Here is a 23593-nt window from a genome sequence, read left to right on the forward strand (position 1 = left end):
GTCGATGTCTGGGAGGCGATCGGGTCTTCCCCTCTGGTGCAGACATCGCTATATGTACATGCGTGGCTACCCCCGCCACACTCTTCTCCTTCCAGGAGGGCACGTGAAACGACCCCTTGCCGCCGTCAGCGCAGTGCTGCTCACCAGCGGCCTGCTGACCTGCGTCGTCACCGCGGCGCACGCGGCTCCGCCCACCTCTCCCGCGCCGGACGCCTCCGCCGCGGCCCGAGCGGCCACCGTCCTGCGGACGAACCCCGGAGCCGTCCAGGGTTCGAGCGCCGAGTCCTACCAGGTGCGCAGCACCAAGGTAGACCCCAGCGGCGCGGCCCACACCCGCTATACCAGGACCTACCAGGGGCTTCGGGTGTACGGCGGTGACTTCGTCATCCACACCGCGCCGAACGGCACCTACGCCGGCAGTTCGGTAGCACTCGCCGCGCCACTGACCCTCCCCACCACGGCCCGGATCACCGCGGACGCGGCGAAGAAGACGGCCCGCGCCGGGTTCAGTGGCAAGGCCGAGACCGTGGGCGCTCCGGAACTGTTCGTCGACGCCAGCTCCGGCAAGGGCCGGCTGGCCTGGGAGACGGTGGTCAGCGGATGGCAGCCGGACGGGCAGACGCCGTCGCGGCTGCACGTGATCACCGACGCCACCTCCGGCGCGACAGTCGGGTCGTTCGACGAGATCGAGTCGGTCACCGGCAGCGGCCAGGGCATCTACACCGGCTCGGTGAGCATCGACACGACGCTCTCCGGCAGCGCGTACCAGATGATCGACCCGGTGCGCGGCAACGGCCGCACCTGCGACATGAACAACGGCACCTCCACCTGCACCACCTTCACCGACGCCGACAACGCGTGGGGCACCGGCGCCAACTCCAACCGGCAGTCGGCAGCGGTGGACGCGCACTTCGGCGCAGCGAAGACTTTCGACTACTTCAAGAACGTGCACGGCCGCAACGGCATCTTCGGTAACGGCAGCGGTGTACCCAGCCGCGTGCACTACGGCAACAACTACGTCAACGCGTTCTGGGACGGCGCCCAGATGACCTACGGTGACGGCTCCAGCAACTCCCGCCCCCTCGTCTCGCTGGACGTGGCCGGGCACGAGATGAGCCACGGCGTCACCGAGGCGCTGTCCGGCCTGGTCTACTCCGGTGAGGCCGGTGGCCTCAACGAGTCCACCAGTGACATCTTCGGCAACATGATGGAGTTCTACGCCGCCGCGCCGAGCGACCCGGGCGACTACCAGGTCGGCGAGAAGATCAACATCAACGGCAACGGCACTCCGCTGCGCTACATGTACAACCCGTCGCTGGACGGCTCGTCCGACAGTTGCTGGTCCACCAGCACCAAGAACAAGGACGTGCACTACTCCTCCGGCGTCGGCAACCACTTCTTCTTCAACCTCGCCGAGGGCACCGGCGCCACCTCGTACGGCACCTCACCGGTCTGCGGTTCCGCTCCGGCGGTCACCGGCATCGGCCGCGCCAAGGCCGAGAAGATCTGGTACCGAGCCCTGGACGTCTACTTCACCTCCAACACGTCGTACGTCAACACCAGCAACCCGGCGAACACCGCCCGCGCCTACAGCCTGCGGGCCGCCACCGACCTGTACGGCAGCTGCTCCACCGAGTACAAGGCCGTGCAGGCCGCCTGGACGGCCGTGAACGTGGCCGGTAACGACACACCCTGCTCCACCGGCAACGACTTCTCCGTGTCGCTGTCGCCGACCGCCGGCTCGGTGAACCCGGGCAGCGCGGCCTCCACCACCGTGTCGACCGCCACCACCAGCGGTACGGCGCAGACCGTGACGTTCTCCGCGTCCGGCCTGCCCAGCGGGGCGAACGCCGCGTTCAGCCCCGCCTCGGTGACCTCGGGCGGCTCGTCCACCCTCACCATCAGCACCTCGGCGAGCACCCCGCCCGGCACCTACTCGGTCACCGTGAACGGCGCGGGGTCGGTCACCCGCAGCGCCACCTACACGCTTACCGTGAACGGCACCGGGGGCGGCTGCACCTCGTCGGGGCAGAAGCTGGCCAACCCGGGCTTCGAGTCCGGCGCGACCGGCTGGACGGCCAGCTCCGGCGTCATCACCAGCTCCAGCGGCCAGGCCGCCCGCACCGGGTCGTACAAGGCGTGGCTGAACGGCTACGGCAGCAGCCACACCGACACGCTCGCCCAGTCGGTGGCCCTCCCGACGGGCTGCTCGTCGTACACGGTCAGTTTCTGGCTGCACATCGACTCGGCCGAGACCACCACCAGCGTCGCGTACGACAAGCTCACCGTGCAGGTGCTGAACTCGAGCGGAAGCGTTCTGGCCACGCTGGCGACCTACTCGAACCTGAACAAGGCCACCGGCTACAGCCAGAAGTCCTTCTCCCTGGCGGCGTACGCCGGCCAGACCGTCAGCCTGAAGTTCACCGGCACCGAGGACTCCTCGTTGCAGACGTCCTTCGTGGTCGACGACACCGCGCTGACCGTCTCCTGACCTGAGCGCGGGCCCAGCGACCGCCCCTCGGGGTGGCCGCTGGGCCCGCGCCGTTATGGTCGCCGTATGTCGGATGCCGAGTTGACAGTCGAGGTGACCGGACCGGTCGCGACGATGGTGATCCACAACCCGGCCCGGCGCAACGCGATGACCGCCGTCATGTGGCGTCAGCTCCCCGAACTGCTCGACCGGCTGGAGCCCGACCCCGACGTACGGGCGTTGGTGCTCACCGGCGCGGGCGACGCCTTCTGCGCTGGTGCGGACCTGGGTGATCTGAGCGAGCTGCTGGACGCCGGTGACGCCAGCATCGCGGTGGCCGCCGAGGAGCGGCTGGCCCGCTTCGCCAAGCCGACCATCGCTGCCATCCGGGGTGCCTGCGTCGGCGGTGGCGCCCAGCTCGTGGTCGCCTGCGACCTGCGGATCGCGGCGCAGGACGCCCGTTTCGGGGTGCCGCCGGCCCGGCTGGGACTGGTCTATCCGGCACCGGCGACCCGCCGCCTGGCCCGGCTGGTCGGCCCGTCCGCGGCCAAGCATCTGCTGTTCACCGCCGAATTGATCGACGCCGAGCGGGCGCTGCGGGTCGGCCTGGTCGACGAGGTGCTGCCGTCGGACCGGCTCGCCGCGCGGGTGGACGAGCTGACGGCGACGATCGCCACACGGTCGGCGCTGAGCACCGCCGCCGCGAAGGAGATCATCGACGACCGGGCCGGACCGGCCCGGATCGCCTGGTGGCATCGGAAGGTGCAGACCACCGGCGAGGCCAGGGAGGGGGTGGCGGCGGTCACCGAGCGCCGGCTGCCCCGCTTCGCCTGGCGGCCGCGTACCGACGACTGAGCCGTAGCTCGGTCCCACTCATCGCGACACCTCGATCCGGGGTGGCCTGCTGCCGGCCGGTACGGCAGGCTGTCCGTTGTGCAGCGTGATCAGTTGCTTGCGGGCCGCTACCGGCTCCTTGAGCGTCTCGGCAGTGGCGGCATGTCGGCGGTGCACCGGGCGTATGACGAGGTGCTCGAACGGGACGTCGCGGTGAAGGTGCTCGTCGCCTCGGAGGCCAACGCTCGACAGCGGATCCGGGCCGAGGCCAAGGCGGCGGCCCGGCTGTCGCACCCGCACGTCACAAACGTGTACGACTACGGCGAGTCGCCGGTTGACGGTTCGCCGGTCCCGTTCGTGGTGATGGAGTTGCTGAGCGGTGCCACCCTCGAACAACGGTTGGCGGCCGGGCCGTTGCCGCCGCGTGCCGGCCTGCGGGTCTGCGCCGAGGTGGCCTCCGCGCTGGCGGCCGCGCACGCTCAGGAGTTGGTGCATCGCGACATCAAACCGAGCAACGTGATGCTCACCCCGACCGGCGCGAAGGTGCTCGACTTCGGCATCGCGGCCGTCGCCGGTGCGTCCGAGATCGACTTCGAGGGACGGCTGCTGGGCACGCCCGCCTACCTCGCCCCGGAGCGACTGGCGGCCGGCGAGGTGTTGCCGGCCTGCGACGTGTACGCCCTGGGTCTTCTGCTGCACCGGGTGCTCACCGGCCGGCTGCCGTGGCCGGCCGGGGCGCAGGCCGGGATGCTCCGGGGGGAGACGCACGTCGAGCCGGACCCGCTGCCGGAGATCGACGGCGTGTCGCCCGAGATTCGCCGGCTTTACCGCTGGTGCGTGGCCCGCGATCCCGCCGACCGGCCGCCGGCGGCCGAGGTGGCCCGCATCCTGCTCGTCGCCATGAATGCGGTCACGCCCGATGTGGCTGCCGTCAGCGAGCCCTCCGACACCACGACCGACACCCCGACCGTCGTTGCGGCGGGCAGCACAGTGGTCACCTGGCGCCGCGCGTGGCGTTGGCGTCGGGCCGTCCTGGTGGTCGGCGGCATGGCGCTCGCCGCGATCATGCTTGCCGGGTCGCTCGGCGACTTCGCCAATCGTCGGCCGGGGCTTGCCGCCCCTTCGACCGGCAAGAGTCCGGGCACCACGGCGGTGGCGATGCCGCGTACCGAGGAGCCGACCGACCCGGACGACCCTGTCGACATCGGAGTGTCCGACGCACCAGCGCCCCGGCGCACCGCACCCGCTGCCCGGACCGGCCCCCCGATGGTGGTCCCCGGCCCGACCGCCACCGCCCCCGACCTGGACCCGACCGCGCCCTCGCCCTCGACCGCGCCCTCGACCACGCCCGCACCGACGCCCACCCTTGCCAGGGGCGTAGCCGTTCGGGCGCGCGGCGGGACGGTCACCGTCGGCTGCGTGGGGAAGTCCGTCGAGGTGCTCGCGGTGACGCTCGCTGACGGTTTTCGGGCAGTGGCGTACGACCCGGGCCCGGCATCGCAGGTCCGGGTCGTGTTGACCTCCACCGACCACCGCAGCGAGATTCGGGCGCGCTGCCCCAACGGCCGCCCGGACCCGAAGGTGCAGGAACGCGCGCTCTGACCGGGGGCCGACGGGTGCCGCGTCGGAACGCGGCCCCCCGTTCCCGTCGGCCGGTCCGTCACCTCACCCGGCGAGCGCCGCCCAGCCCGGCTGCACCGGCTCCCGACGCAACGGCATGCCCGCCTCCGCCGGCGTCCGGTCCCCCTTGCGCTGGTTGCAGCCGGAGCAGGCGGCGGTGGTGTTCCGCCAGGTGTTCCGGCCGCCGCGCGAACGGGGCAGGATGTGGTCGATGGTGGTGGCCGGCCCCCCGCAGTACGCGCAGCAGCGGTCGTCGCGGCGCAGCACCCCGGCCCGGGACCAGGCCGGCCCGGCACTGAACCTCCACCTGGTGACCACGTAGCGGACCAGCCGCACCACCCGGGGCATCGGGAAGACGCCGATCACCTGGTCCGGCTCGGCCTCGTGGATTTCGGCGACCCGGCGGCAGAGCATCCGGACGGCATGGTGAACGGTGACCCGGTGCAGCGGGCCGAGGTCGGCGTTGATGACGAGGACGGCGTCCACCGGGACTCCTTTCGCGATGGTGCCGGACAGCGAAGAGCCGCCCGGTCCGGCTGGTGGACGGGGCGGCTCGACGCGTACGGGACGCGTCAGTCGGGCCGACCCGCCCGGGGACCTTCCGCTCGGCAACCGTCGACGGGCAGCGTCGACGGCACGGTGGTGACGTGCGACATCGTCATGCTTCGCTCCCGTGGCGGTGGTTGACCTTGCGCGATCACGGTAGGTCGGGGCGGGAGAGACTGGCAACGCATTTCGATCGGCTGCCCGGCTTCTCCGGGCGGCGTGGACGGCGGGTGCGGGGTGCGACGACCGCCGTGCGCCGGGCGGCGGTAAGCGGCCGGTTCAGCCGCAGGGCCATGCGTGCGGTGAGTTCACCGTCCAGCAGGGGCCGGTTGACCTCGCCGGCGACCGCAAGTGCCGGCCCGGAGACCGATCGCCAGATCGCGGCAAGTCCGGCACCGAGACCGACCAGGGCGACGGTGGCCCGGGTGGTGGGTGAGCCGGCCGCCGCGGCGGCGCTCACTCCGACCACCGCGAAGAGCACAAGCAGCAGGGGTACGAGCACGGGCCAGAAGATGCCACGCGCCGCCTGTGCCACCAGCCGGCGATCCCGGATGATCAGGTTCCGGGCGATCACCGCGTAGTCCTCCTCGTCGAGCAGGTCGCGTGGGTGCAGGCCGCCGGTGAGCACGTCCCGCCAGAGGTCACCCTGGCCGCGCAGGGCCCGGCTCAGCTCGGCGGGCGCCGGTTCGGCCGGGTCCCCGTGGCCGGCCCGGTCGACTGCTGTCGCCCAGGCGGCGAGCGACCGGCGCACCACCGCGGCCGAGTACGGCGGCAGCACGCTTGCCAGTTCGTCCAGCCAGCGGCTGATCTGGATCTGTCGACCGCCGAACTGCCGCAGCAGTTGGGCGGCGTCGCCGGCCCGGACGGTGTCGGCCACCGAGCGGCCCAGCCGGTAGGCCAGCCCAACGCGGTGGTTGGTAGCCATCGCCCAGCGCAGCACCTCGACGTTGAGGTCGTCGAGGGCGAGCAGCAGCGGCACCGGGTCGGCCGGGTCGGGCTGGCTCAGCTCGGGGAGCAGCGCCCGGGCGGCCGTCGTGTCGGGTGCCGGCCCGGTGTGCCGGGTGAGGTCGGCGATCTGGGCCAGCGCGACGTCCACCCCGTCGAGGTACATGCGCATTCGCCGGTGGGCGGACATCTCGGTGAGGTTGGAGAGTTTGGCGGGCGGTACGGCTGGTCGGGCCGTGACGGGGACGCCGAGTTCGGCGTGCTGCCAGTGGTGGTAGGCGTCCGCCATCCACCAGCCCAGCCGCAGTGCGGTGACGATGCAGGCGCGCTCGTCGCGGATCAGTGGGTACGCGTCGTCGCGGCCGATCTCGCGGACTGCCTGCCGGCTCTCCTCGCCGGCGCGGTGCAGTGGTGACATCCCCGCTGCCCTCCCGCCCGGTCGATCGACGGTTGATCAACCAAGCGTACGGCAGCGTATCGGTGCTTATGTTGGGTTTTGTCGGTTTGGGGTGGCGCGGCCGGCCAGCAGCCCCCGGGGCCGGATCGAGCGCACCGGCTCCGCCGCGCCGCCCTCCGCCCGCAGGATGTGGTTCGCGGCGACGATGCCGGTCGCCGCGGAGCGTTCCATCAACGCGCTCGGGAAGTCTGTGGCGATGCCGTCACCGGCCAGGTAGAGGCCGCTCGCGTCGGTGCGTACCGTTGGCCGCCAGGCGTGGCTGCCCGGCGTGAACGCCGGCGCCTGCGCCTCCACCCGGGCCCGCAGCTCGCGAACCCGCAGGTCGGCGGCCTCCGGCCAGAGCGCGACAAGTTCGCGGCGCATCCGCTCGGCCAACTCCTCGGCCGGCACCCCCGGCTCGCAGGCGTACGCGTGCAACTCGATGACCGACCCGCCGGTCTGCCGCGCCCAACGCAGAGGCTCCTCCTCAAGCCGGTGGTAGAGCGTCACCGAATCCAGCGTGGGCTGCCGGGACACCCCGCTGAACACCGCCCGCTCGGCGGCCACGTCCCCGTCGCACCAGTACCGCGCCACCGCGTACGGCGGGCCGGGCCGGCCGAAGGCGGGCATCCGGGCGGTCAGCTCCGGAGCCTGCTCGACCAGGTCGGGAGAGGCCGCGACAAGCGCGGCGAGTGCCGGCGGATCGACGGCCAGCACCACGTGCGCTGCCGGGTGGCTGCCACCGTCGGTGGTGGTCACCCGCCAACCGCCGCCGTCCCGGTGCACGCCGGTCGCCGCGCAGCCGGTGAGCACCCGAGCGCCGTGCTTCTCCACGTGCCGGGTCAGCGGCTCCCAGATCGCCGTGGCGTAGTCCTCGTCCGGGCAGTCGAACGCCAGCCCCTCCGGGTTGCCGAGCAGGTAGAAGTGGAACTGGGCGACCATCTCGGCGGCCGACATCTCCGTCTCGTGGTTGAAGAACGAGTGCGAGAAGACCTCGAACAGCATCGCCCGCGCCCGGTCCGGCAGCCGCAGCGAGGCCAACAGCTCGTCGGCGGTGGTGTCGTCGAACTCGGCGTAGGTGCGTACCGGGTCGTAGCTGAGCAGCGGCAGCGCGGCATCCCGGTCCATCAGGCGCAGGTCGGACAGGCGCAGGCTGGGGCTGCGTAACAGCAACGCCAGCAGGTTCGCCGGTGGTGCCGGCGGCAGCCTGCCGAACTCCTCGGTCGGCCACTGCTCGCTGAGGATCGGGTAACCCGCGACGGGCTTGAGGAAACCCAGGTCAGGATCGATCCGGCGGAGGATGGACCGCCAGTTGTAGTACTGCCGGAAGAACGCGTGGAAACCGTGCTCGTTCTGCTGGCTGCCCTCGGCCAACGGCTCCGACCAGGCACCCAGTCGACCGCCGAGCGTCGGTGCCGCCTCCAGCACGGTGACCGCCACGCCCCGCTCGGCAAGCACCACCGCCGCCGACATGCCGGCGATGCCACCACCCACCACCACCGCCGCGGTCGGTCGCGGCACGCGGTCCGCGCCACCCCCGCCCGGGTCCACCACGTGCTGGCGTACGCCGATGAGCCGACCGACCATTTGCGACAGCGCCATGGCACACCTCCGTCGGCCCAGTCTCCCCTATGGCAGGCAGCGGCGCTCGCGGTCGGAGGCGGGCCAGACGTACTCCAGGTCCGTCGGCACGTCGTCACCGAAGAGGGGCCGGTAGTGCGCCGGGTCCTTGCGGATCAGCGACGAGCGGTGACTGAGGTGCAACTCGTCGCGGCCCAGCCACGGTGGCAGCTCACCATCCTCGGCCAGTTCGGACTGAGTCCGTACGACGCCGGCCCCGCAGGCGGCGGCCAGGTCCACGGTCATCGTGGTGGCGCAGGTGTCGGCCCGCCCCGGCTCGGTCCACACCGCGCACATGTCCAGCCCGTAGCGGGTGAGCGCCTCCTCGTACCCGGCCCACATCTTCACCGCCGGGTGGTTGCGCCAGCCGTAGTCGGGTCGGGTGAGCCCGCGCAGCACCTGGATGGCCTCCACCCGCTGCTTCCCCAGCCGCTTCTGGTCCAGCGTCCGGGCGCTGGCCAGGAAGTCCGGGTACGGGAGGAACGTCTGCATGCCGCTGCTCTACCCGTCGCCGGGGCGGGCATGCCTGCTCGCGGGATGATCCGGACGGGGTCGCCCAGCAGGGCCCTGCTGATTACGATCCGGGCATGGCGGAGCCGTGGCGGGACCGGGCGCGACGGGCGGTCGAGTGGAACTGGCGGCTGCTGTCGGTAGGTGATCCGCGCCCGCACTACGTGATCTGCGGGAAGGACGCGCTCGCCTACTACGTGGCTCGGGCACTGCTCGAATCCGAGTTGCCGGCCGGTGGTGCCCGGGTGACTGTCGTGGTGCCGGAGCGTTACCGCAGCAACGGCCCGGACGTGGCGGGGCTGCGTGGGGTCCGGGTGGTCCGCTCGGATCGACTTGACGTGTCCACCTTCGAGGCCGCCGGCCTGGCCGGGGCGACCGGGCTGGCCCTGCTGCACCAGGACGACGTCGGCAACCTGCACGCGGCGCTCTGCGCGCAGGCCGTCGATCAGCAGGTCCGGCAGGTGCTGCGGATGTTCAACGGCACCCTCGCCGACGGCGTACGCAAGCTGATCAAGGCGCCGGTCGAGGTGCTCTCCGACGCCGAGATGGCGGCACCGGCCTTCGTGGCCGCGGCGCTCGGCGAGGTCGACGGCAGCTCCTTCCAACATCGGGACAAGACGCTACGGGTGGCGCGGCGGGCCGATGTCCGCCCGCAGGACGTGGTCTGCGCCCTGGCCCACTTCCCCGAGGCGCAGGGGGTGGAGCTGCTGCCGGCCGAGCAGGCCGGCGCGGACCTGGTGCTCGCCGAGGCGACCGGGCAGCCGCCGGGCACCGAGGTCGCCGCCCGTCGGCTGGTCCGGGCCCGTCGGCGACGCCGTCCGGTCACGGTGCTGCTGGGGGCGGTACGCGGCTTCGCGACCCGCAAGATCGGCGTCGCGGTGATGCTGGTGCTCGCGGTGATCGCGGTGCTGGGGGCGCTGATCTCCCGCACCGAGGGTGTCTCCCCGCTTGAGGCGCTCTACCTGACCCTGGTCACCACCCTCAGCGGCGCCGACCCGGACACCGCCAAACCGCCCGGGGCGCAGATCATGCAGGTGGTGCTCAACCTGGCCGGGTTGGCACTGATCCCGTTGATCACCGCCGTCGTTGTGGACGGCATCGTCAACGCCCGGCTGGCCCTTCACACCGGCCGGATGCAGCCGGCGCGGGCCGGGCACGTCGTGCTGATCGGCCTGGGCAACGTCGGCACCCGGGTGATGGCCCAGCTGCGGGAGTACGACGTCGAGGTGGTGGCGATCGACAAGGACCCGGCGCCGCGCGGCGGTGCCCTGGCCCGCCAGCTGGAGGTGCCGGTGATCGTCGGCGACGCCGCGCTCTCCGAGACGCTTGTCGCCGCGTCGGTGGCCGACTGCCAGGCGCTCGTGGTGGCGTCCACCGACGACGTGGCCAACCTGGAGGCGGCGCTCGCCGCCCGCGACCTGCACCCCGACCTGCGGGTGGTGCTGCGGCTCTTCGACGGTGACTTCGCCGAACGGGTGGAGGAGACCTTCGCCCTCGGGGTGTCCCGGTCGGTCTCCTACCTGGCCGCCCCGGCCTTCATCGGGGCGCTCACCGAACGCGCGGTGATCACCACCATCCCGGTCGACAGGCACGCGCTGCCGGTGGCCGAGGTGCCGGTCGCCGCCGGCTCCGAGTTGGACGGTCGCCCGTTGGACGTGGTCAACCGGGACGGGCAGGTCCGGCTGATCGCCCGCACCCCGGCCGGCGGTGGCAAGACGATCTGGTGGAAGGACCTCGACCCCCGACAGGTGATCTTCGCGGGTGACCGGTTGACAGTGGTCGCCAGGCGGCGCGGCCTGGACTGGCTGACCCGGCAGTGCGCTCCGCCGATCCCCGACAAGACGTCGACGCAGCCCGGTCACGTCGGGTCGGTGCCCCGTCCGGTGCCGGCCGCACCCGGCGTCGCCCGATCCGCCGGGCCGCTCTCCGTGCCGGCCGGGCACATGCCGTCGGCCGCCCCGGGCGATCACGAGGTCGCGGCCCCGGCCCCGGGCGCGACCAACCCGGTGGCACCGTCCCGCTCGTCAGCAGTCGGGGCCGTGCCGCCGGCGCAGAGCGCGGGGTGGCCGGGCCAGCCGGCTGAAGGCGGTCGCACCCGGGACGACGAGCCTGATTCCCGTGCGACCCGATCGGGCTGACCGTTCAGCCGCTGCCGACGGGAGCGTCGGGCGTTGGCGTACGTTGTGCGTACAATGGGTAGGTGAGTGCGAAGGCGGAGCGGCTGCATCTGCGGATAGATGAGCAGCAGAAGGCGTTGTTGGAAGCGGCGAGTGAAGCTGCCGGGGACAGCGTGTCGACGTTCGTGTTGAAGGCTGCTACCGAGGCTGCGGCTGACGTGTTGGCCGACCGGCGGGCGTTCCTGCTCGACGAGGAGGCCTGGCAGGTCTTCGACGAAGCACTGCAAGGGCCGGCGCGGGACGTCGCCGGGCTGCGGGAGCTGCTGACCGGCCCAACGGTGCTCGACCCGCCGATCGATTCTGACTCCCGGTGAAGCCCCGTTTCTCGGCGGTCGAGCCGCTGTCGGCTGGGTTCGCGGTGGACGGGTTCGACTGCGGGTCACGCGCCCAGTCGGTGTGGCTCGTCGAGCATGCCCTGCAAGCCCACCGGGCCGGCCTGTCGCGGGTGTACGTGGTGCGCGATGACGAGCACCCGGATCGGCGAGTGGTCGGCTACTACGCCCTGGCCGCCGGTAGCGTCGCCCCGGCAGATGCTTCGCCTCGCCTCCAGCAGGGGGCCGGGCGCTACCACCAGCCGGTGGTGATCCTGGCCCGGCTCGGGGTCGACCGCAGTGCCCAGCGCGTCGGGCTGGATCGGGCACTGGTGGTCGACGCCCTCCGGCGAATCGCGGCCGCCGCTGAGGTCATCGGCGTGCGCGCGGTGCTCATCCACTGCGAGACGGACGCCGCTCGCGACTTCTACCAGGGGCTGGCGAAGTTCGAGGCCAGCCCCACCGACCCGATGCACCTGCTGCTGTTGATGAAGGATCTCCGCCGCGCGCTCAGCGGCTGATCGGGTAGCTCCGCCGACGGCGGTTGGCAGTGTGGCGGTCCACGGGAAAGGATCACGCCACGTTTGATCCGAGGGTCCAGGGCGAGGGACGGTTGGTGGCGGGCACAGCGACCGGTGGTCGTCCGGAACGACTCACTGCGTGACAATCCTTGGCATGCGTTTCCGCATCCTGGGGCCGACCCAGGTGCTGCCTGCCGACGGACGTGAAATTCCCGTGGGCGGTCCACGGCTGCGTGCGCTGCTGGCGCTGCTGCTGCTCGACGCCGGCCGGGTGGTGCCCACCGAACGACTGATCGACGGTCTGTACGGCGAGCACCCACCGCGGGGGGCCGCCAACGCGCTTCAGTCCCTCGTGTCGCGCCTGCGGCAGGCGCTGCCCGCCGAGCACACCCCTGTCGAGTTCCATCCGGCCGGTTACCGCCTCGCCGTGGATCCCGCCGACGTCGACGCGTACCGGTTCGAGCGGCTCGCCGATGCCGGACGTCGCGCGCTCGCCGGTGGTGACTGGCCGCGCGCGGCGGCACTGTTGCGCGAGGCGCTGGAGCTGTGGCGTGGCCCTGCCCTTGCCGACGTCATCGACGTGGCCGGCGTACCCGCGCAGGCGGCCCGGCTGGACGAGTTGCGGTTGGCCGCCACCGAAGATCGGATCGAGGCCGAGTTGGCGCTGGGCGGGCACGCCGAACTGGTCCCGGAACTGCGGCAAATCGTCGTGGCGCATCCGCTGCGGGAGCGGTCGCGAGGCCAACTGATGCGTGCCCTGTCCGCACAGGGCCGGTCGGCCGAGGCGCTTGCCGAGTTCGAGGACGCCCGCCACAGCCTGGCCGAGCAGCTCGGGGTCGACCCGTCGGCGGCGCTCGCCGCGATCCACCTGGCCGTGCTGCGGGGCGATGACAGCTCTGCGGTGCCGCGCGGAGGGGAAAGCTCCGCTGTGCGTCTGACGACCGAGCAGGCGTTGCCGGGCCAGCTCACCACCTTCGTCGGGCGGGAGGAGGAACTCCGCCGCGTTCGCGCGTTGCTCGGCGAACGAAGGCTTGTCACCCTCACCGGCCCGGGCGGAGCCGGCAAGACGCGCCTGGCGATCGAGGCTGCGGGCCGGGTCGACGGCGACGTCCACTTCGTCGAGCTGGCCGGGCTGGCCGACGGTTCGGACGTACCGCAGGCGGTGCTGAGCGCGCTCGGTCTGCGGGACGCGGGGCTGCGGGCCCCGGCCGAGCCGGGCCGACGGTCCACCGACCGACTTGTCGAGGCGCTTGCCGAGCGGCGGCTGTTGCTGGTGCTCGACAACTGCGAGCACGTCATCGCCGACGTGGCACAGCTCGCCGCACGACTGCTGGGGGCGTGCCCGGCGCTGCGTGTCCTCGCCACCAGTCGCGAGCCGCTCGGGCTGGCCGGCGAGGCACTGTGCCAGTTGTCCGGGCTCAGCCTGCCGCCACCGGGCGCGTCGACGGAGGATGCCGACGACTACGCGGCGGTAAGCCTCTTCGTCCAACGGGCCGTCGACGTGGCACCCGACTTCACCGTCACGCCGGCCAACGTCGACGTGGTGCTGCGGATCTGCCGTACCCTCGACGGCCTGCCGTTGGCGATCGAGCTGGCCGCCGCGCGGCTGCGGGCGTTGCCCGTCGCCGAGGTGGCCGCCCGTCTCGACGACCGGTTCCGGCTGCTGTCAATGGGCAGCCGGGCCGCGTCGCCCCGACACCGCACGCTCCGGGCCGTTGTCGAGTGGAGTTGGGACCTGCTCGACGACGCGGAACGCAGACTGGCCCGCCGGCTTACCGTCTTCGCCGGCGGCGCCACGCTGGAGGCCGCCGGGCGGGTCTCCGGCCTTCCCACTGCGGAGTTCGTCGACGCGTTGAGCGGCCTGGTCGACAAGTCCTTCGTGGAGCTGAGCGGCGGCCGGTACCGGATGCTGGAGACGGTGCGTGCCTTCTGCGCGGAGCATCTCGCCGAGGCCGGCGAGGCCGACCAGCTCCGTCGTGCGCACACCGCGTACTTCCTGGAGTTCGCCTGGACCGCAAGCGACCACCTGCGGCAGGCCGAACAGCTGCACTGGTTGCGGCGGCTCGACGCCGAGCGGGACAACCTGCACACCTCGCTGCGCCGGGCCACCGCGGCCGGCGACGCGCCCGAGGCGGCCGGGTTGGTAGCGGCCCTGTCGTTCTACTGGTGGCTGCGGGGCATGCGCGGGGAAGCGGCCCGGCTGGCCGCCGATGTTCTCGACCTGCTGGGCTCCGAGGCGCCGCCGGGGCTGACGGAGGAGTTCGCGCTCTGCGTCTACAACACCTCGCTTGCCGGGGCCGGTGACCTGCCGTCGCTCGGCACGCAGCAGTCGGTGATCGGCAGCCTCGACCGGCCCCCTCGTCAGCCGTTCCTGCTGTACCTGTCGGGGATCTCGACCGGACCGCCGTCCGGCGGCGCCGAGCACGTCGAAGAGCTGATGCGGGAACTGCGGTTGCTGTTCGGCCCGGACGCCTGGATCAACGCGCTCGGCGCGATGGGAAGCGGCTCGGCGCTGATGTGGAGTGGCAGGTGGGACCGGGCCGGGGCCGCGCTGGCCAGCGCGCTCGACGGCTTCCGGAGCACCGGGGACCGGTGGGGTTGCATGATCACACTCGGTGCGCTCGGCGAGCTGGCTGCCTGGCAGGGCGACCCGGAGGCGGCGGGCGCCCACATGGATGAGGCCATGGGACTTGTCGAGGCGCTCGGGTCGGCGGTCGACCAGGCCGACATGCTGCGGACCCGGGGCGAGATCCGACTGCGGGCCGGTGACCTCGCCGCGGCACGGGACGACTTCGCCGGCGCGCTGCTGCTGGCGCAGCGCAGCGGCGCACCCGAGTTCGTGGCCAGCGCCCGTCTCGGCCTCGCCCAGGTGGCCCGGCTGCGCGGCGATCTGGTGGAGGCGAGACAGCTCTGTGAGGAGGCGTTGGTGGGTGGGCTCACCGGGTGGTACGTCGGCGAGACCACCCGATCGGAGATCATCTCGGTGCGCGACGAGATCATTGAGGCAGCGCGAGTCGGAGCCGCGAGCCGGCCCGGTGCGCCGCCGTCAGCGGACGGTGCGTGACCCGTCAGCGCCCGACCGCACCCTGGCGGCATGACCACATTCGACGTGCTAGCCGAAGGGCTGGGCAAGCGGTACGGCCCGACCCGAGCACTTGACTCCTTCGACCTGACAGTGCCCACCGGCACTGTGTACGGACTGCTGGGGCCGAACGGCGCCGGTAAGACGACTGCCGTTCGGATCCTCACCACGCTGCTGCGCTTCGACGCGGGTCGGGCCAGTGTGGCCGGGTTCGACGTGCGGCGTCAGCCGGACGAGGTGCGGGCTCGGATCGCGTTGACCGGGCAGTACGCGGCGGTCGACGAGACCCTCAGTGGCCGGCAGAACCTGGAACTGTTCGGTCGGCTGTTCCGGCTCGGCCGACGGGAGGCCCGCCGACGCGCCGACGAGCTGCTGGAACGGTTCGGGCTGACCGAGGCGGCGAATCGGTCCGCCGGTGAGTACTCGGGCGGGATGCGCCGACGGCTGGACCTCGCCGCCAGCCTGATCCGTACCCCCCGGGTGCTCTTCCTCGACGAGCCGACCACCGGCCTGGACCCGCGTAGCCGCAACCAGGTGTGGGACCTGGTCCGTGGCCTGGTCGCGGACGGGACCACAGTCCTGCTCACCACGCAGTACCTGGAGGAGGCCGACCAGTTGGCCGACCGGATCTCGGTGATCGACGCCGGTCGGGTGGTGGCCGAGGGGTCGCCGGACGAGCTGAAGTCGATGACCGGTGGCGACCGGATCGAGGTGGTGGTGCGCGATGCGGCAGACCTGAGCCGTGCCGCCCACATCGTCGCGTCGATCTGCGCCGCCGAGCCGGAACAGGATCCGGAGGTGCGACGGCTCAGCGTGCCGGTGACGGACCGGGTCGCCGGACTTGTCGGTGTGGCGCGGGCGTTGGACGACGCCGGAGTCTCGGTGGAGGACATCGGCCTGCGGCGCGCGACGTTGGACGAGGCGTTCCTGGAGCTGACCGGGCACCGACCGGACGAGGCCCGCGAGCCCGTCGGCGTGGGACGAAAGGCGGACGCGGCATGACAGCGGCACTGGCTGACAGTTGGACGATGACCCGTCGGAACATGATCCACGTGATCCGCGCACCGGAGGAGCTGATCCTCTACTTCACGCTGCCGATCATGTTCGTGCTCGTCTTCGGGTACGTGTTCGGCAGCGGCATGCAGGTGGCCGGCGGCGGCAACTACCGCGAGTTCCTGTTGCCCGGCGTCTTCGTGATGACGATGCTGTACGGCCTCGGCGCCACCGCGAGCGGCGTGGCGCTGGACCTCAGCCGGGGTGTCGTCGACAGGTTCCGGTCGATGCCGATGGCCCGGTCCGCCCTGATGACCGGCCGTGGTGCCGCCGACCTGCTCCGGGCGCTGCTGGAGATGTCCACACTGCTGATCTGCGGCCTGCTCGTCGGTTGGCAGTGGCGACTCGGGGTGGGCAAGGCGTTGCTCGCCGTCGGGCTGCTCCTGCTGCTCCGGGTCGCGATCACCTGGATCGGGATCTACCTGGCGCTGCTGGTTCGCAACCCGGACACGGTCGGCGTGATCGTCTTTCCGGCCGCGTTTCCGCTCACCGCGATCTCGAACGTCTTCGTGTCGCCCGAGCTGATGCCGTCGGTCATTGGCGCGATCTCGGAGTGGAACCCGCTCTCGGCCACCGTCGCCGCGATCCGGCAACTGTTCGGCAACCCCGGTCTGGGGGGCGACTCCTGGCCGGCGGAGCACGCCATGCTGTTGGCGGTGGCGTGGCCGGTGCTGCTGATCGCGACGTTCGCGCCGCTGGCGGTACGCAGGTACCGGCGGCTGAGCCGCTGACCCCCGACCGCCGGTGGCCTGCTCAGGTCACCGGCGGACGGGGCGCAGCGCGTACCAGGCGGCGCCGACGGCGAGCACCCCGAAGCCAGCGAGCACGCTGCCGGTCGGCAGGTTGACCGCGAGCAGCAGACAGCCGACCAGCCCCAGACCGGCGAGCAGCCGCACCGGCAGCTTCCGCGCCGGTTCCCGGCCCAGCGTCAGCGCCGCCGCGTTGGTGATCGCGTAGTAGACAAGCACTGTGCAGCTGGAGAAGCCGATGGCGCCGCGCACGTCGCCGAGCAGCACCACCACGATGACCACGGCGGCCACCGCCAGCTCGGCCCGGTGCGGCACCTGGTGCACCTGGTGCACGGCGGCCAGCGCGGCGGGCAGGTCGCGGCGGCGAGCCATCGCCAGGGTGGTCCGACCGACCCCGGCGACCAGGGAGAGCAGCACCCCGACGACGGCGATGGTGGCTCCGGCGCGGACCACCCAGGCCAGGCCGGGCAGCCCGGCGGCGGTCACCACGTCGACAAGGGGCGCGGCGGATCCGGCCAGCCGGTCGGCACCGAGCACGCCGAGTGCGATCACCGCCAGCACCAGGTAGATCGCGAGCACCAGCCCGAGTGCCAGCGGCACCGCCCGGGGAATGGTCCGCTGCGGGTCGCGGACCTCCTCGCCGAGCGTGGCGATCCGGGCGTACCCGGCGAACGCGAAGAACAGCAGCCCGGCGGCGGTGAGCACGCCCCGGGCGGAGCCGCCGGGCTCGCCGAGCCGATCCAGGTGCACCGGCCCGCCCAGCAGACCGACGACCGCGACCAGGGCCAGCACCGCGAGCACCAGCGCGACGAGTGCTCTGGTCACGGTGGCCGTCTTGCCGATGCCGCGAAGGTTCACAGCGGTCACCGCGAGCACCGCGCCGACGGCGACCAGCCGGGCCTGCCCTGGCCACAGGTACGCCCCGATGGTCAACGCCATCGCCGCGCAGCTCGCCGTCTTGCCGACCACGAAGCCCCAGCCAGCCAGGAACCCGGCGAACGGCCCGAGGCGCTCCCGGCCGTAGACGTAGGTGCCGCCGGACTCCGGGTAGCGGGCCGCCAGCCGCGCCGAACTCGTCGCGTTGCAGAAGGCGATGAAGCCGGCCAGCACCAGCGCGGGCAGTAGACCGGCACCGCCGGCCGCCGCCGCGGCCGGACCGAAGACCACGAAGACGCCCGCGCCGAGCATCGAGCCCAACCCGATGACCACCGCATCGGGTACGCCCAGCCGCCGCGCCAGTTGATCCACGATCAGAAACCCTAGGGGTACGAGGTGAACGGCCGGTCCCATTCGCGTAGCCGGCCGGGGAGGGGCACATCGTCCCACGGCACCCGGTGCAGCAACCGGTCCAGGAACAGCCCGATCAGCAGGGCCGCCAGGCCGTCGGTGAGCCAGTGGAAGTTCAGGTAGGTAGTGGTGACAAGCAGGATGGCCGGCGGGGCGAACCGGATCAGTCGGTGCACGCTCGGGTGCAGTCGCCCAGCCGTCAGCGCGGTCAGCAGGACGGCTATCACCCCGTACCAGAGGATCGCATTGACGACGTGCCCGGACGGGTAGGACAGGTCGTACTCCGTGGGTGGCAGGTCGTTGAAGATCCGGACCGACTGGCTCGGCGGCAGGTCGGAGCTGGGCGCGGCCCGGTCGGTGAGCACCTTGAGCGGCCCGACCGTCAGGTAGAGCAGCACGAACGCCCCCGCCACCAACAGCAGCGGCCGGACGGTGCGGCCCCGCCAGGCGATCAGCACGGCGAGCGCCCCGGCGAGGGGCGTCAACAGCCAGCCGCCCTGGCCGATCAGGTTGAACACCCGTGCCGTCCAGTAGATCGGTGCCGGGTGGTGGGCGTACGCCCATTCCCGGACCGCCAGATCCAGCCCGAGCAACGCACCTGTGGCGAGGGCCAGGGTCACCGCACCGAATCCGACAAGCAGGAGCGCGTCGAACCACCAGCCGGCCGGGCGGACAGGCCGTAGCCGCAGGTCACGTCGTACCGCCGAGGGTTTGAGCACGCGACCACGCTACCGGCCCGGCGCGAGCCCGGGGTGTGCGGCGCTGTGGGCCCAACCACGATCAGAGGCGGATGCGGGGGGCGAGGCGTCATGCTTGTGCCCGTGCGGATCACGTCTGCCCTCGTGGACCCGGCGCTGCTCGACCTGCCCTGGTCGACACCGCTGGAGGAGTGGCCTGCCCAACACCTGGTGGCGTTGCCGCAGGGCATCTCCCGACACATCGTCCGGTTCGTCCGGCTTGGTGACTACGTTTACGCGTTCAAGGAGACCCGCGAGCGGATCGCCGAGCGGGAGTACGACCTGCTCCGGGCCCTGGAGCGGATCGACTTCCCGTCGGTCGAGGCGGTGGCCGTCGTCGCCGACCGGCAGACCGAGGACGGGGAACCCCTCGAATCGGTGCTGATCACCCGGCACCTGCAGTTCTCCCTGCCGTACCGGGCGCTCTTCTCGCACACCCTGCGGCCGGAGACGATGAGCCGGCTGCTCGACGCGCTCGCCGCCCTGATCGTGCGGATGCACCTCACCGGCTTCTTCTGGGGTGACTGCTCGCTGTCGAACACGCTGTTCCGGCGGGACGCGGGCGCGTTCGCCGCCTATCTGGTGGACGCGGAGACGGGCGCGTTGCACAACTCGCTCTCCAACGGTCAGCGCGGCGAGGACCTGGAGATCGCCCGGGTGAACATCTTCGGCGAGGCGCTGGACCTGCAGGCTGCCGGTCTGCTGCACGAGTCCATCGATCCGGAGGTGGTCTGCGAGGAGGTCGTGCAGCGCTACGAGCGGCTCTGGTACGAGATCACCTACGAGCAGGCGGTCGAGCGGGAGGCCCGGCACGACATCGAGGGCCGGATTCGCCGCCTCAACGAGCTGGGCTTCGACGTGGCCGAGGTGGCGATGTCCTCCATCGACGACGGGCGTTATCTGGTCCGGCCGAAGGTCGTCGACGCCGGCTACCACACCCGGCGGCTGCTGCGGCTCACCGGCCTGGACGCCGAGGAGAACCAGGCGCGCAAGCTGCTCAACGACCTGGACGCCTACCGGGCCGAGAGCGACCTGATCGACGAGCAGCAGGCCGCGCACCGCTGGCTCACCGAGGTCTTCGAGCCGGTGGTCCGGGCCGTTCCCGCGCACCTGCGCCGCAAGCTGGAGCCGCAGGAGCTGTTCGCGCAGATCATCGAGCACAAGTGGCTGCTCTCCGAGCAGGCCGGCCGGGACGTCGGGATGCGCCACGCGGTGCAGTCCTACCTGGCCGACGTGCTCGTGCACCGCCCCGACGAGCAGGCGGTCCTCGGCGTCGACGTCCCCGCACTCGGCTGACGGACCGGCTGATCCCACGGGATGCCCGGACCTGGCTGGTCCGTGCCCCCGTCGCCCCACTGCGGTACTGGTGGGGTTGTCGCGCCACCGCGTAGTCGCCCGACTGCGGTATTGGTGGCCGCATCCTTTGGAGCTGATGTCGTAAACGAATCGGCTCGTCGTGGCCAATGCTGCCGACTGTGCCGCGTCCAGTCGTTGGCTGGGCGGCCGATGTCGTAAACGGTTCAGCTCCAAAGCGTCCGGATGGCAGTAGGCGGGTCGGAGTGGCGCGGGGTGGCATTGCGCCACGACCGATCGCGCAGCGGGGTGCGTCACTCCAGCCAGGAACCGCCGCGCAGCACCCGTACCACATTGAGGTCGTCGTCGAGCACGACCAGGTCGGCGCGCAGGCCAACCTGGACGGAGCCCACCCGGTTGCCCAGGCCGATGGCGCGCGCCGGGGTGGTGGCCACCATCCGCGCCGCGTCGGCGATCGGGATTCCGGCATTCACCGCGTGCCGCAGCGCGGCGTCCATGGTCAGGGTGCTGCCGGCGATGGAGCCGTCGCGGGCGAGTCGGGCCACCCCGTCGGTCACGGCGACGGCCTGGCCACCCAGCTCGTACTCGCCGTCGGGCATTCCGGCGGCGGCCATCGCGTCGGTGATCAGCGCCGCCCGGTCCGGGCCGGCGGTCGCGGTGGCGAAGGTCAGCATGCCGTCGTGCAGGTGCACCCCGTCGGCGACCAGCTCGCAGATGACTGTGGGCGCGTCGAGCAGAGCCACCACCGGCCCGGGCTCGCGGTGGTGCACCGGGCGCATGCCGTTGAACAGATGGGTGCCGACACTCGCGCCGGCGGCGACAGCGGCACGGGTCTGCTCGTAGGTCGCGTCGGTGTGGCCCACCGCAGCCACCACCCGGTGTGCGGTGAGCAGCTTGATCGCCTCCAACGCGCCGTCGCGTTCCGGAGCGAGGGTGACCATCCGGATCGCGCCCCGGCCCAGCTCGATCAGCTCGGTCAACTCGTCGGTCGACGGGTCGCGCAGGTACTCCGGGTTCTGCGCCCCGCAACGGGCCGCGGAGAGGTAGGGACCTTCGAAGTGGACTCCCGCCAGCACGCCCTCGTCGACGAGCGGAGCGAACGCCTCGGTGGCCGCGCGCATCAGCGGGAAGGGCGCACTTACCAGACTGGCCAGCAGGGTGGTCGTGCCGTGTGCGAGGTGGAAGTCGGCCGCCGCCCGGGCCTCGTCGGCGTCCCCGGTGGTGAAGGTGTGCCCACCACCGCCGTGGGTGTGCATGTCGACGAAGCCGGGCAGGATCCAGTTGCCGTCGCGGACCGACGGATATTCGGCGACCGCGGTGATCCGATCGCCGTCCCACTCGACGCAGCCCTGTCGGATGACACCGGTCGGGGTCACCACTCGGCCGTCCACCCGCACGGTCATCGCTTCTCCTGATGGTCACTGACGCGCATGGCGTCATGGTCACGGACGCGTACCGCGTCCAGGGCGAGCAGGGCGGCGCCGAGGCAGCCGGCCTCGTCGCCGAGGGCCGCCGCGACCAGCCGCGGCTCCCGGTGGAAGGTCATCCGTTCGTGCAACGCCGCCCGCAGCGGGGTCAGCAGTTGATCCCCGGCCTGGGCCAGGCCGCCGCCGAGCACGATCGTCGCCACGTCGAACAGGGCCTGCCCGGAGGCGAGGCCATCCGCGAGCGCCTCGATCGCCTCCTGCCAGACCTGGCCGGCGAGGGGTTCCCCGGCCGCGGCCCGTTCGGCGACATCGGCCGCCGTGCCCGGAGTGCCAGCCAGCTCGGCGTAGCGGCGGCCGATGGCGGCGGCCGAGGCGATCGTCTCCAGGCAGCCAGGTCGACCGCAGCCGCAGCGCGGCCCGTCGGGCCGGACCAGGATGTGGCCGATCTCCCCGGCGGCGCCGTGCGCGCCCACCGAGGCCGAGCCGTCCACCACGTGCGCGGCGGCGATGCCGGTGCCGATCGCCACGAACAGCACGTGCCCCGCACCGCGCCCGGCACCGAGCCGCGCCTCCGCGAGGCCACCGGCACGCACGTCGTGGCCGAGCGCCGTGGGCAGGCCGAGCCGCGTCACCGCCAGGTCCCGCAGGGGTACGTCCCGGAAGCCCACGTTCGCCGACCAGACCGCCACGCCACGCGCCTCGTCCACCACGCCGGGCACGGCGAGGCCGACCGCGATCGGGTTGAGCCCGTCGGCGCGGGCCTTGTCGGCCAGCCCGGCGGCCACGTCCAGGATCGTGCCGATCACGGCCGCCGGGCCGCGTGCGGCGTTCGTGGGGTGCCGCTCGGTTGTCACCGCGACGCCGTCGGGTCGGACCAGGGCGCACTTCATGCCGGTGCCGCCCACATCCAGCGCGACGACGACCTGGCCGGTGGCCCCGGCGTCGCCGCTTGTCACGTCAACACCACCGACCGTGACAGGTGTCGGGGTGCGTCCGGGTCGAGGCCACGGCTGGTCGCCAGCGCGACCGCGAAGCGTTGCGCCAGGATCAGGTCGGCCATCGGGTCGACAGGGGTACGACCGGCCGACCAACTGCCAAGCACCGTGCGCCAACCGTGCGTGCGGCTGTGCACGAACGCAGCCCCGGTGGCGGCCACATCCTCGGGTAGCCCGTCGGGTAGCTCGCCGAACGCCCAGACCAGTCTGCCGGGCGCGGAGACCGAGATGGGGCCGTGCCGGTAGTCCATCGCCGGGTACGCCTCGGCCCAGAAGGTGGCCGCCTCGCGGCACTTGAGCGCTGCCTCCTGGGCCAGCCCGATCGTCCACCCTCGACCGAGGAAGGTGGCCTGCCCGATGGTGGCCGGGTCGATCGGCAGCGGGGATCGCACCGCGACCTCGGCGTCGGCGGCGAGCGCGGTCACCGGGTCGCCGAGGTGGGCCCGGAGCAGGGCCAGGGCGGTGGTCGCGAAGCGGGTCTGCACCACCGACCGCTCGTCGGCGAAGGGCATGGTCACCGCGGCGGTGGCCAGCTCGGCCGCCGGTGCCGCCGGGTCGCCGACGATGACTGTGGTGGGGGTCCGCCCGCGCAGCGCGGCGAGCAGGTCCAGCACCTCAGTCGTGGTGCCGGAGCGGGTGATCGCGATCAACCGGTCGTAGCGGCGGCCGGCGGGAAACTCGGACGCCTGGAACGCGTCGGTCTCGCCCTGGCCGGCCTGCTCGCGGCGGCCCGCGTACGCCATCGCCATGAACCACGACGTGCCGCAACCGACGACTGCCACCCGCTCGCCGGGGCGGGGCAGGTCACCGTGGACGACTCCGGCCAGTGCGGCTGCCTCCCGCCAGCAGTCGGGCTGGCTCGCTATCTCCGCGTCCACGTACGCCATGGGAAACTCCTCGCAGGGGCGACCGGTGCGCAATACGGCTCGTTAGGCACGCATTTCGCGCGTTATTCTGCG

General features: G+C 72.3%; 19 protein-coding genes. 10 read left to right on the top strand and 9 right to left on the bottom strand.

From position 1 onward, the window contains the following. The first annotated feature begins 103 nt into the window (after positions 1-103). The 3 genes from AB0B85_RS18315 to AB0B85_RS18325 all read left to right on the top strand — a co-directional run bounded on the left by AB0B85_RS18315 (position 104) and on the right by AB0B85_RS18325 (position 4906). Positions 104-2491: a M4 family metallopeptidase gene (locus tag AB0B85_RS18315; protein WP_357408676.1), complete on the top strand. Its 2388-nt coding sequence runs from the start codon at positions 104-106 to the stop codon at positions 2489-2491. Positions 2492-2557: 66 nt separating this feature from the next. Further along, positions 2558-3325, top strand: a complete 768-nt coding sequence (locus AB0B85_RS18320) for an enoyl-CoA hydratase/isomerase family protein (RefSeq protein WP_357408678.1) — start codon at positions 2558-2560, stop codon at positions 3323-3325. Positions 3326-3403: 78 nt separating this feature from the next. Continuing rightward, on the top strand, positions 3404-4906 hold the full coding sequence (locus tag AB0B85_RS18325) for a serine/threonine-protein kinase (RefSeq protein WP_357408680.1): 1503 nt from the start codon (positions 3404-3406) through the stop codon (positions 4904-4906). A gap of 63 nt (positions 4907-4969) precedes the next feature. On the opposite strand, the gene AB0B85_RS18330 is transcribed toward AB0B85_RS18325, so the two are convergent. The 4 genes from AB0B85_RS18330 to AB0B85_RS18345 all read right to left on the bottom strand — a co-directional run bounded on the left by AB0B85_RS18330 (position 4970) and on the right by AB0B85_RS18345 (position 8963). Continuing rightward, the gene (locus tag AB0B85_RS18330) at positions 4970-5410 is read right to left on the bottom strand and encodes an HNH endonuclease (protein WP_357408682.1); all 441 of its coding nucleotides are present in this window, start codon (positions 5408-5410) and stop codon (positions 4970-4972) included. 211 nt (positions 5411-5621) lie between these two features. Further along, positions 5622-6833, bottom strand: a complete 1212-nt coding sequence (locus AB0B85_RS18335) for a hypothetical protein (RefSeq protein ID WP_357408684.1) — start codon at positions 6831-6833, stop codon at positions 5622-5624. 66 nt (positions 6834-6899) lie between these two features. Next, positions 6900-8453: an FAD-dependent oxidoreductase gene (locus tag AB0B85_RS18340; RefSeq protein WP_357408686.1), complete on the bottom strand. Its 1554-nt coding sequence runs from the start codon at positions 8451-8453 to the stop codon at positions 6900-6902. A gap of 27 nt (positions 8454-8480) precedes the next feature. Beyond that, positions 8481-8963 (bottom strand): MSMEG_6728 family protein, encoded by a 483-nt coding sequence (locus tag AB0B85_RS18345; RefSeq protein ID WP_357408688.1) that lies wholly within the window; start codon positions 8961-8963, stop codon positions 8481-8483. Positions 8964-9058: 95 nt separating this feature from the next. Here AB0B85_RS18345 and AB0B85_RS18350 point away from each other — a divergent pair, with 95 nt between their 5' ends. From AB0B85_RS18350 to AB0B85_RS18375, 6 genes are all read left to right on the top strand, one after another. Then, positions 9059-11119, top strand: coding sequence for an NAD-binding protein (locus tag AB0B85_RS18350; protein WP_357408690.1), 2061 nt, complete (start codon positions 9059-9061; stop codon positions 11117-11119). Positions 11120-11181: 62 nt separating this feature from the next. Then, a complete protein-coding gene (locus AB0B85_RS18355; RefSeq protein WP_357408692.1) occupies positions 11182-11472 on the top strand; it encodes a DUF1778 domain-containing protein in 291 nt (96 codons plus the stop codon). Continuing rightward, a complete protein-coding gene (locus AB0B85_RS18360) occupies positions 11469-11990 on the top strand; it encodes an N-acetyltransferase (protein ID WP_357408694.1) in 522 nt (173 codons plus the stop codon). The genes AB0B85_RS18355 and AB0B85_RS18360 overlap by 4 nt, the downstream gene beginning before the upstream one ends. Positions 11991-12144: 154 nt before the next feature. Then, positions 12145-15054, top strand: coding sequence for a BTAD domain-containing putative transcriptional regulator (locus tag AB0B85_RS18365; RefSeq protein WP_357408696.1), 2910 nt, complete (start codon positions 12145-12147; stop codon positions 15052-15054). Between the two features lie 30 nt (positions 15055-15084). Beyond that, entirely contained in the window at positions 15085-16074 is a 990-nt protein-coding gene (locus tag AB0B85_RS18370; RefSeq protein WP_357408698.1) for an ATP-binding cassette domain-containing protein, read from the top strand. 26 nt (positions 16075-16100) lie between these two features. Next, entirely contained in the window at positions 16101-16856 is a 756-nt protein-coding gene (locus tag AB0B85_RS18375) for an ABC transporter permease (RefSeq protein WP_357408700.1), read from the top strand. A gap of 27 nt (positions 16857-16883) precedes the next feature. On the opposite strand, the gene AB0B85_RS18380 is transcribed toward AB0B85_RS18375, so the two are convergent. Beyond that, on the bottom strand, positions 16884-18122 hold the full coding sequence (locus tag AB0B85_RS18380; RefSeq protein ID WP_357408702.1) for an APC family permease: 1239 nt from the start codon (positions 18120-18122) through the stop codon (positions 16884-16886). Positions 18123-18133: 11 nt separating this feature from the next. Next, positions 18134-18880, bottom strand: coding sequence for a phosphatase PAP2 family protein (locus AB0B85_RS18385; protein WP_357408704.1), 747 nt, complete (start codon positions 18878-18880; stop codon positions 18134-18136). Between the two features lie 90 nt (positions 18881-18970). On the opposite strand from AB0B85_RS18385, the gene AB0B85_RS18390 reads away from it, so the two are divergent. Continuing rightward, a complete protein-coding gene (locus AB0B85_RS18390; RefSeq protein ID WP_357408706.1) occupies positions 18971-20194 on the top strand; it encodes a DUF4032 domain-containing protein in 1224 nt (407 codons plus the stop codon). 311 nt (positions 20195-20505) lie between these two features. Here AB0B85_RS18390 and nagA read toward each other — a convergent pair whose 3' ends face one another. The 3 genes from nagA to AB0B85_RS18405 are packed head-to-tail and all read right to left on the bottom strand — an operon-like array spanning position 20506 to position 23521. Next, positions 20506-21615, bottom strand: coding sequence for an N-acetylglucosamine-6-phosphate deacetylase (gene nagA, locus AB0B85_RS18395; RefSeq protein WP_357408708.1), 1110 nt, complete (start codon positions 21613-21615; stop codon positions 20506-20508). Continuing rightward, positions 21612-22595, bottom strand: coding sequence for an ROK family protein (locus AB0B85_RS18400; RefSeq protein ID WP_357408710.1), 984 nt, complete (start codon positions 22593-22595; stop codon positions 21612-21614). The genes nagA and AB0B85_RS18400 overlap by 4 nt, the downstream gene beginning before the upstream one ends. After that, on the bottom strand, positions 22592-23521 hold the full coding sequence (locus AB0B85_RS18405; protein ID WP_357408711.1) for a sugar isomerase: 930 nt from the start codon (positions 23519-23521) through the stop codon (positions 22592-22594). Before AB0B85_RS18405 ends, AB0B85_RS18400 begins: the two co-directional genes overlap by 4 nt. Between the last annotated feature and the right edge of the window lie 72 nt (positions 23522-23593).

This window comes from Micromonospora sp. NPDC049044 (genome assembly GCF_040649215.1).
In the GTDB taxonomy this organism is placed as follows: Bacteria; Actinomycetota; Actinomycetes; order Mycobacteriales; family Micromonosporaceae; genus Micromonospora.

Excerpts from the sequence above, each read along its gene's own strand:
- AB0B85_RS18320 (WP_357408678.1), top strand. The coding sequence starts at position 2,558 with ATGTCGGATGCCGAGTTGACAGTCGAGGTGACCGGACCGGTCGCGACG.
- AB0B85_RS18390 (WP_357408706.1), top strand. The coding sequence starts at position 18,971 with ATGCTTGTGCCCGTGCGGATCACGTCTGCCCTCGTGGACCCGGCGCTG.
- AB0B85_RS18345 (WP_357408688.1), bottom strand. The coding sequence starts at position 8,963 with ATGCAGACGTTCCTCCCGTACCCGGACTTCCTGGCCAGCGCCCGGACG.
- nagA (WP_357408708.1), bottom strand. The coding sequence starts at position 21,615 with ATGACCGTGCGGGTGGACGGCCGAGTGGTGACCCCGACCGGTGTCATC.
- AB0B85_RS18375 (WP_357408700.1), top strand. The coding sequence starts at position 16,101 with ATGACCCGTCGGAACATGATCCACGTGATCCGCGCACCGGAGGAGCTG.
- AB0B85_RS18370 (WP_357408698.1), top strand. The coding sequence starts at position 15,085 with ATGACCACATTCGACGTGCTAGCCGAAGGGCTGGGCAAGCGGTACGGC.
- AB0B85_RS18340 (WP_357408686.1), bottom strand. The coding sequence starts at position 8,453 with ATGGCGCTGTCGCAAATGGTCGGTCGGCTCATCGGCGTACGCCAGCAC.
- AB0B85_RS18405 (WP_357408711.1), bottom strand. The coding sequence starts at position 23,521 with ATGGCGTACGTGGACGCGGAGATAGCGAGCCAGCCCGACTGCTGGCGG.
- AB0B85_RS18350 (WP_357408690.1), top strand. The coding sequence starts at position 9,059 with ATGGCGGAGCCGTGGCGGGACCGGGCGCGACGGGCGGTCGAGTGGAAC.
- AB0B85_RS18335 (WP_357408684.1), bottom strand. The coding sequence starts at position 6,833 with ATGTCACCACTGCACCGCGCCGGCGAGGAGAGCCGGCAGGCAGTCCGC.
- AB0B85_RS18365 (WP_357408696.1), top strand. The coding sequence starts at position 12,145 with ATGCGTTTCCGCATCCTGGGGCCGACCCAGGTGCTGCCTGCCGACGGA.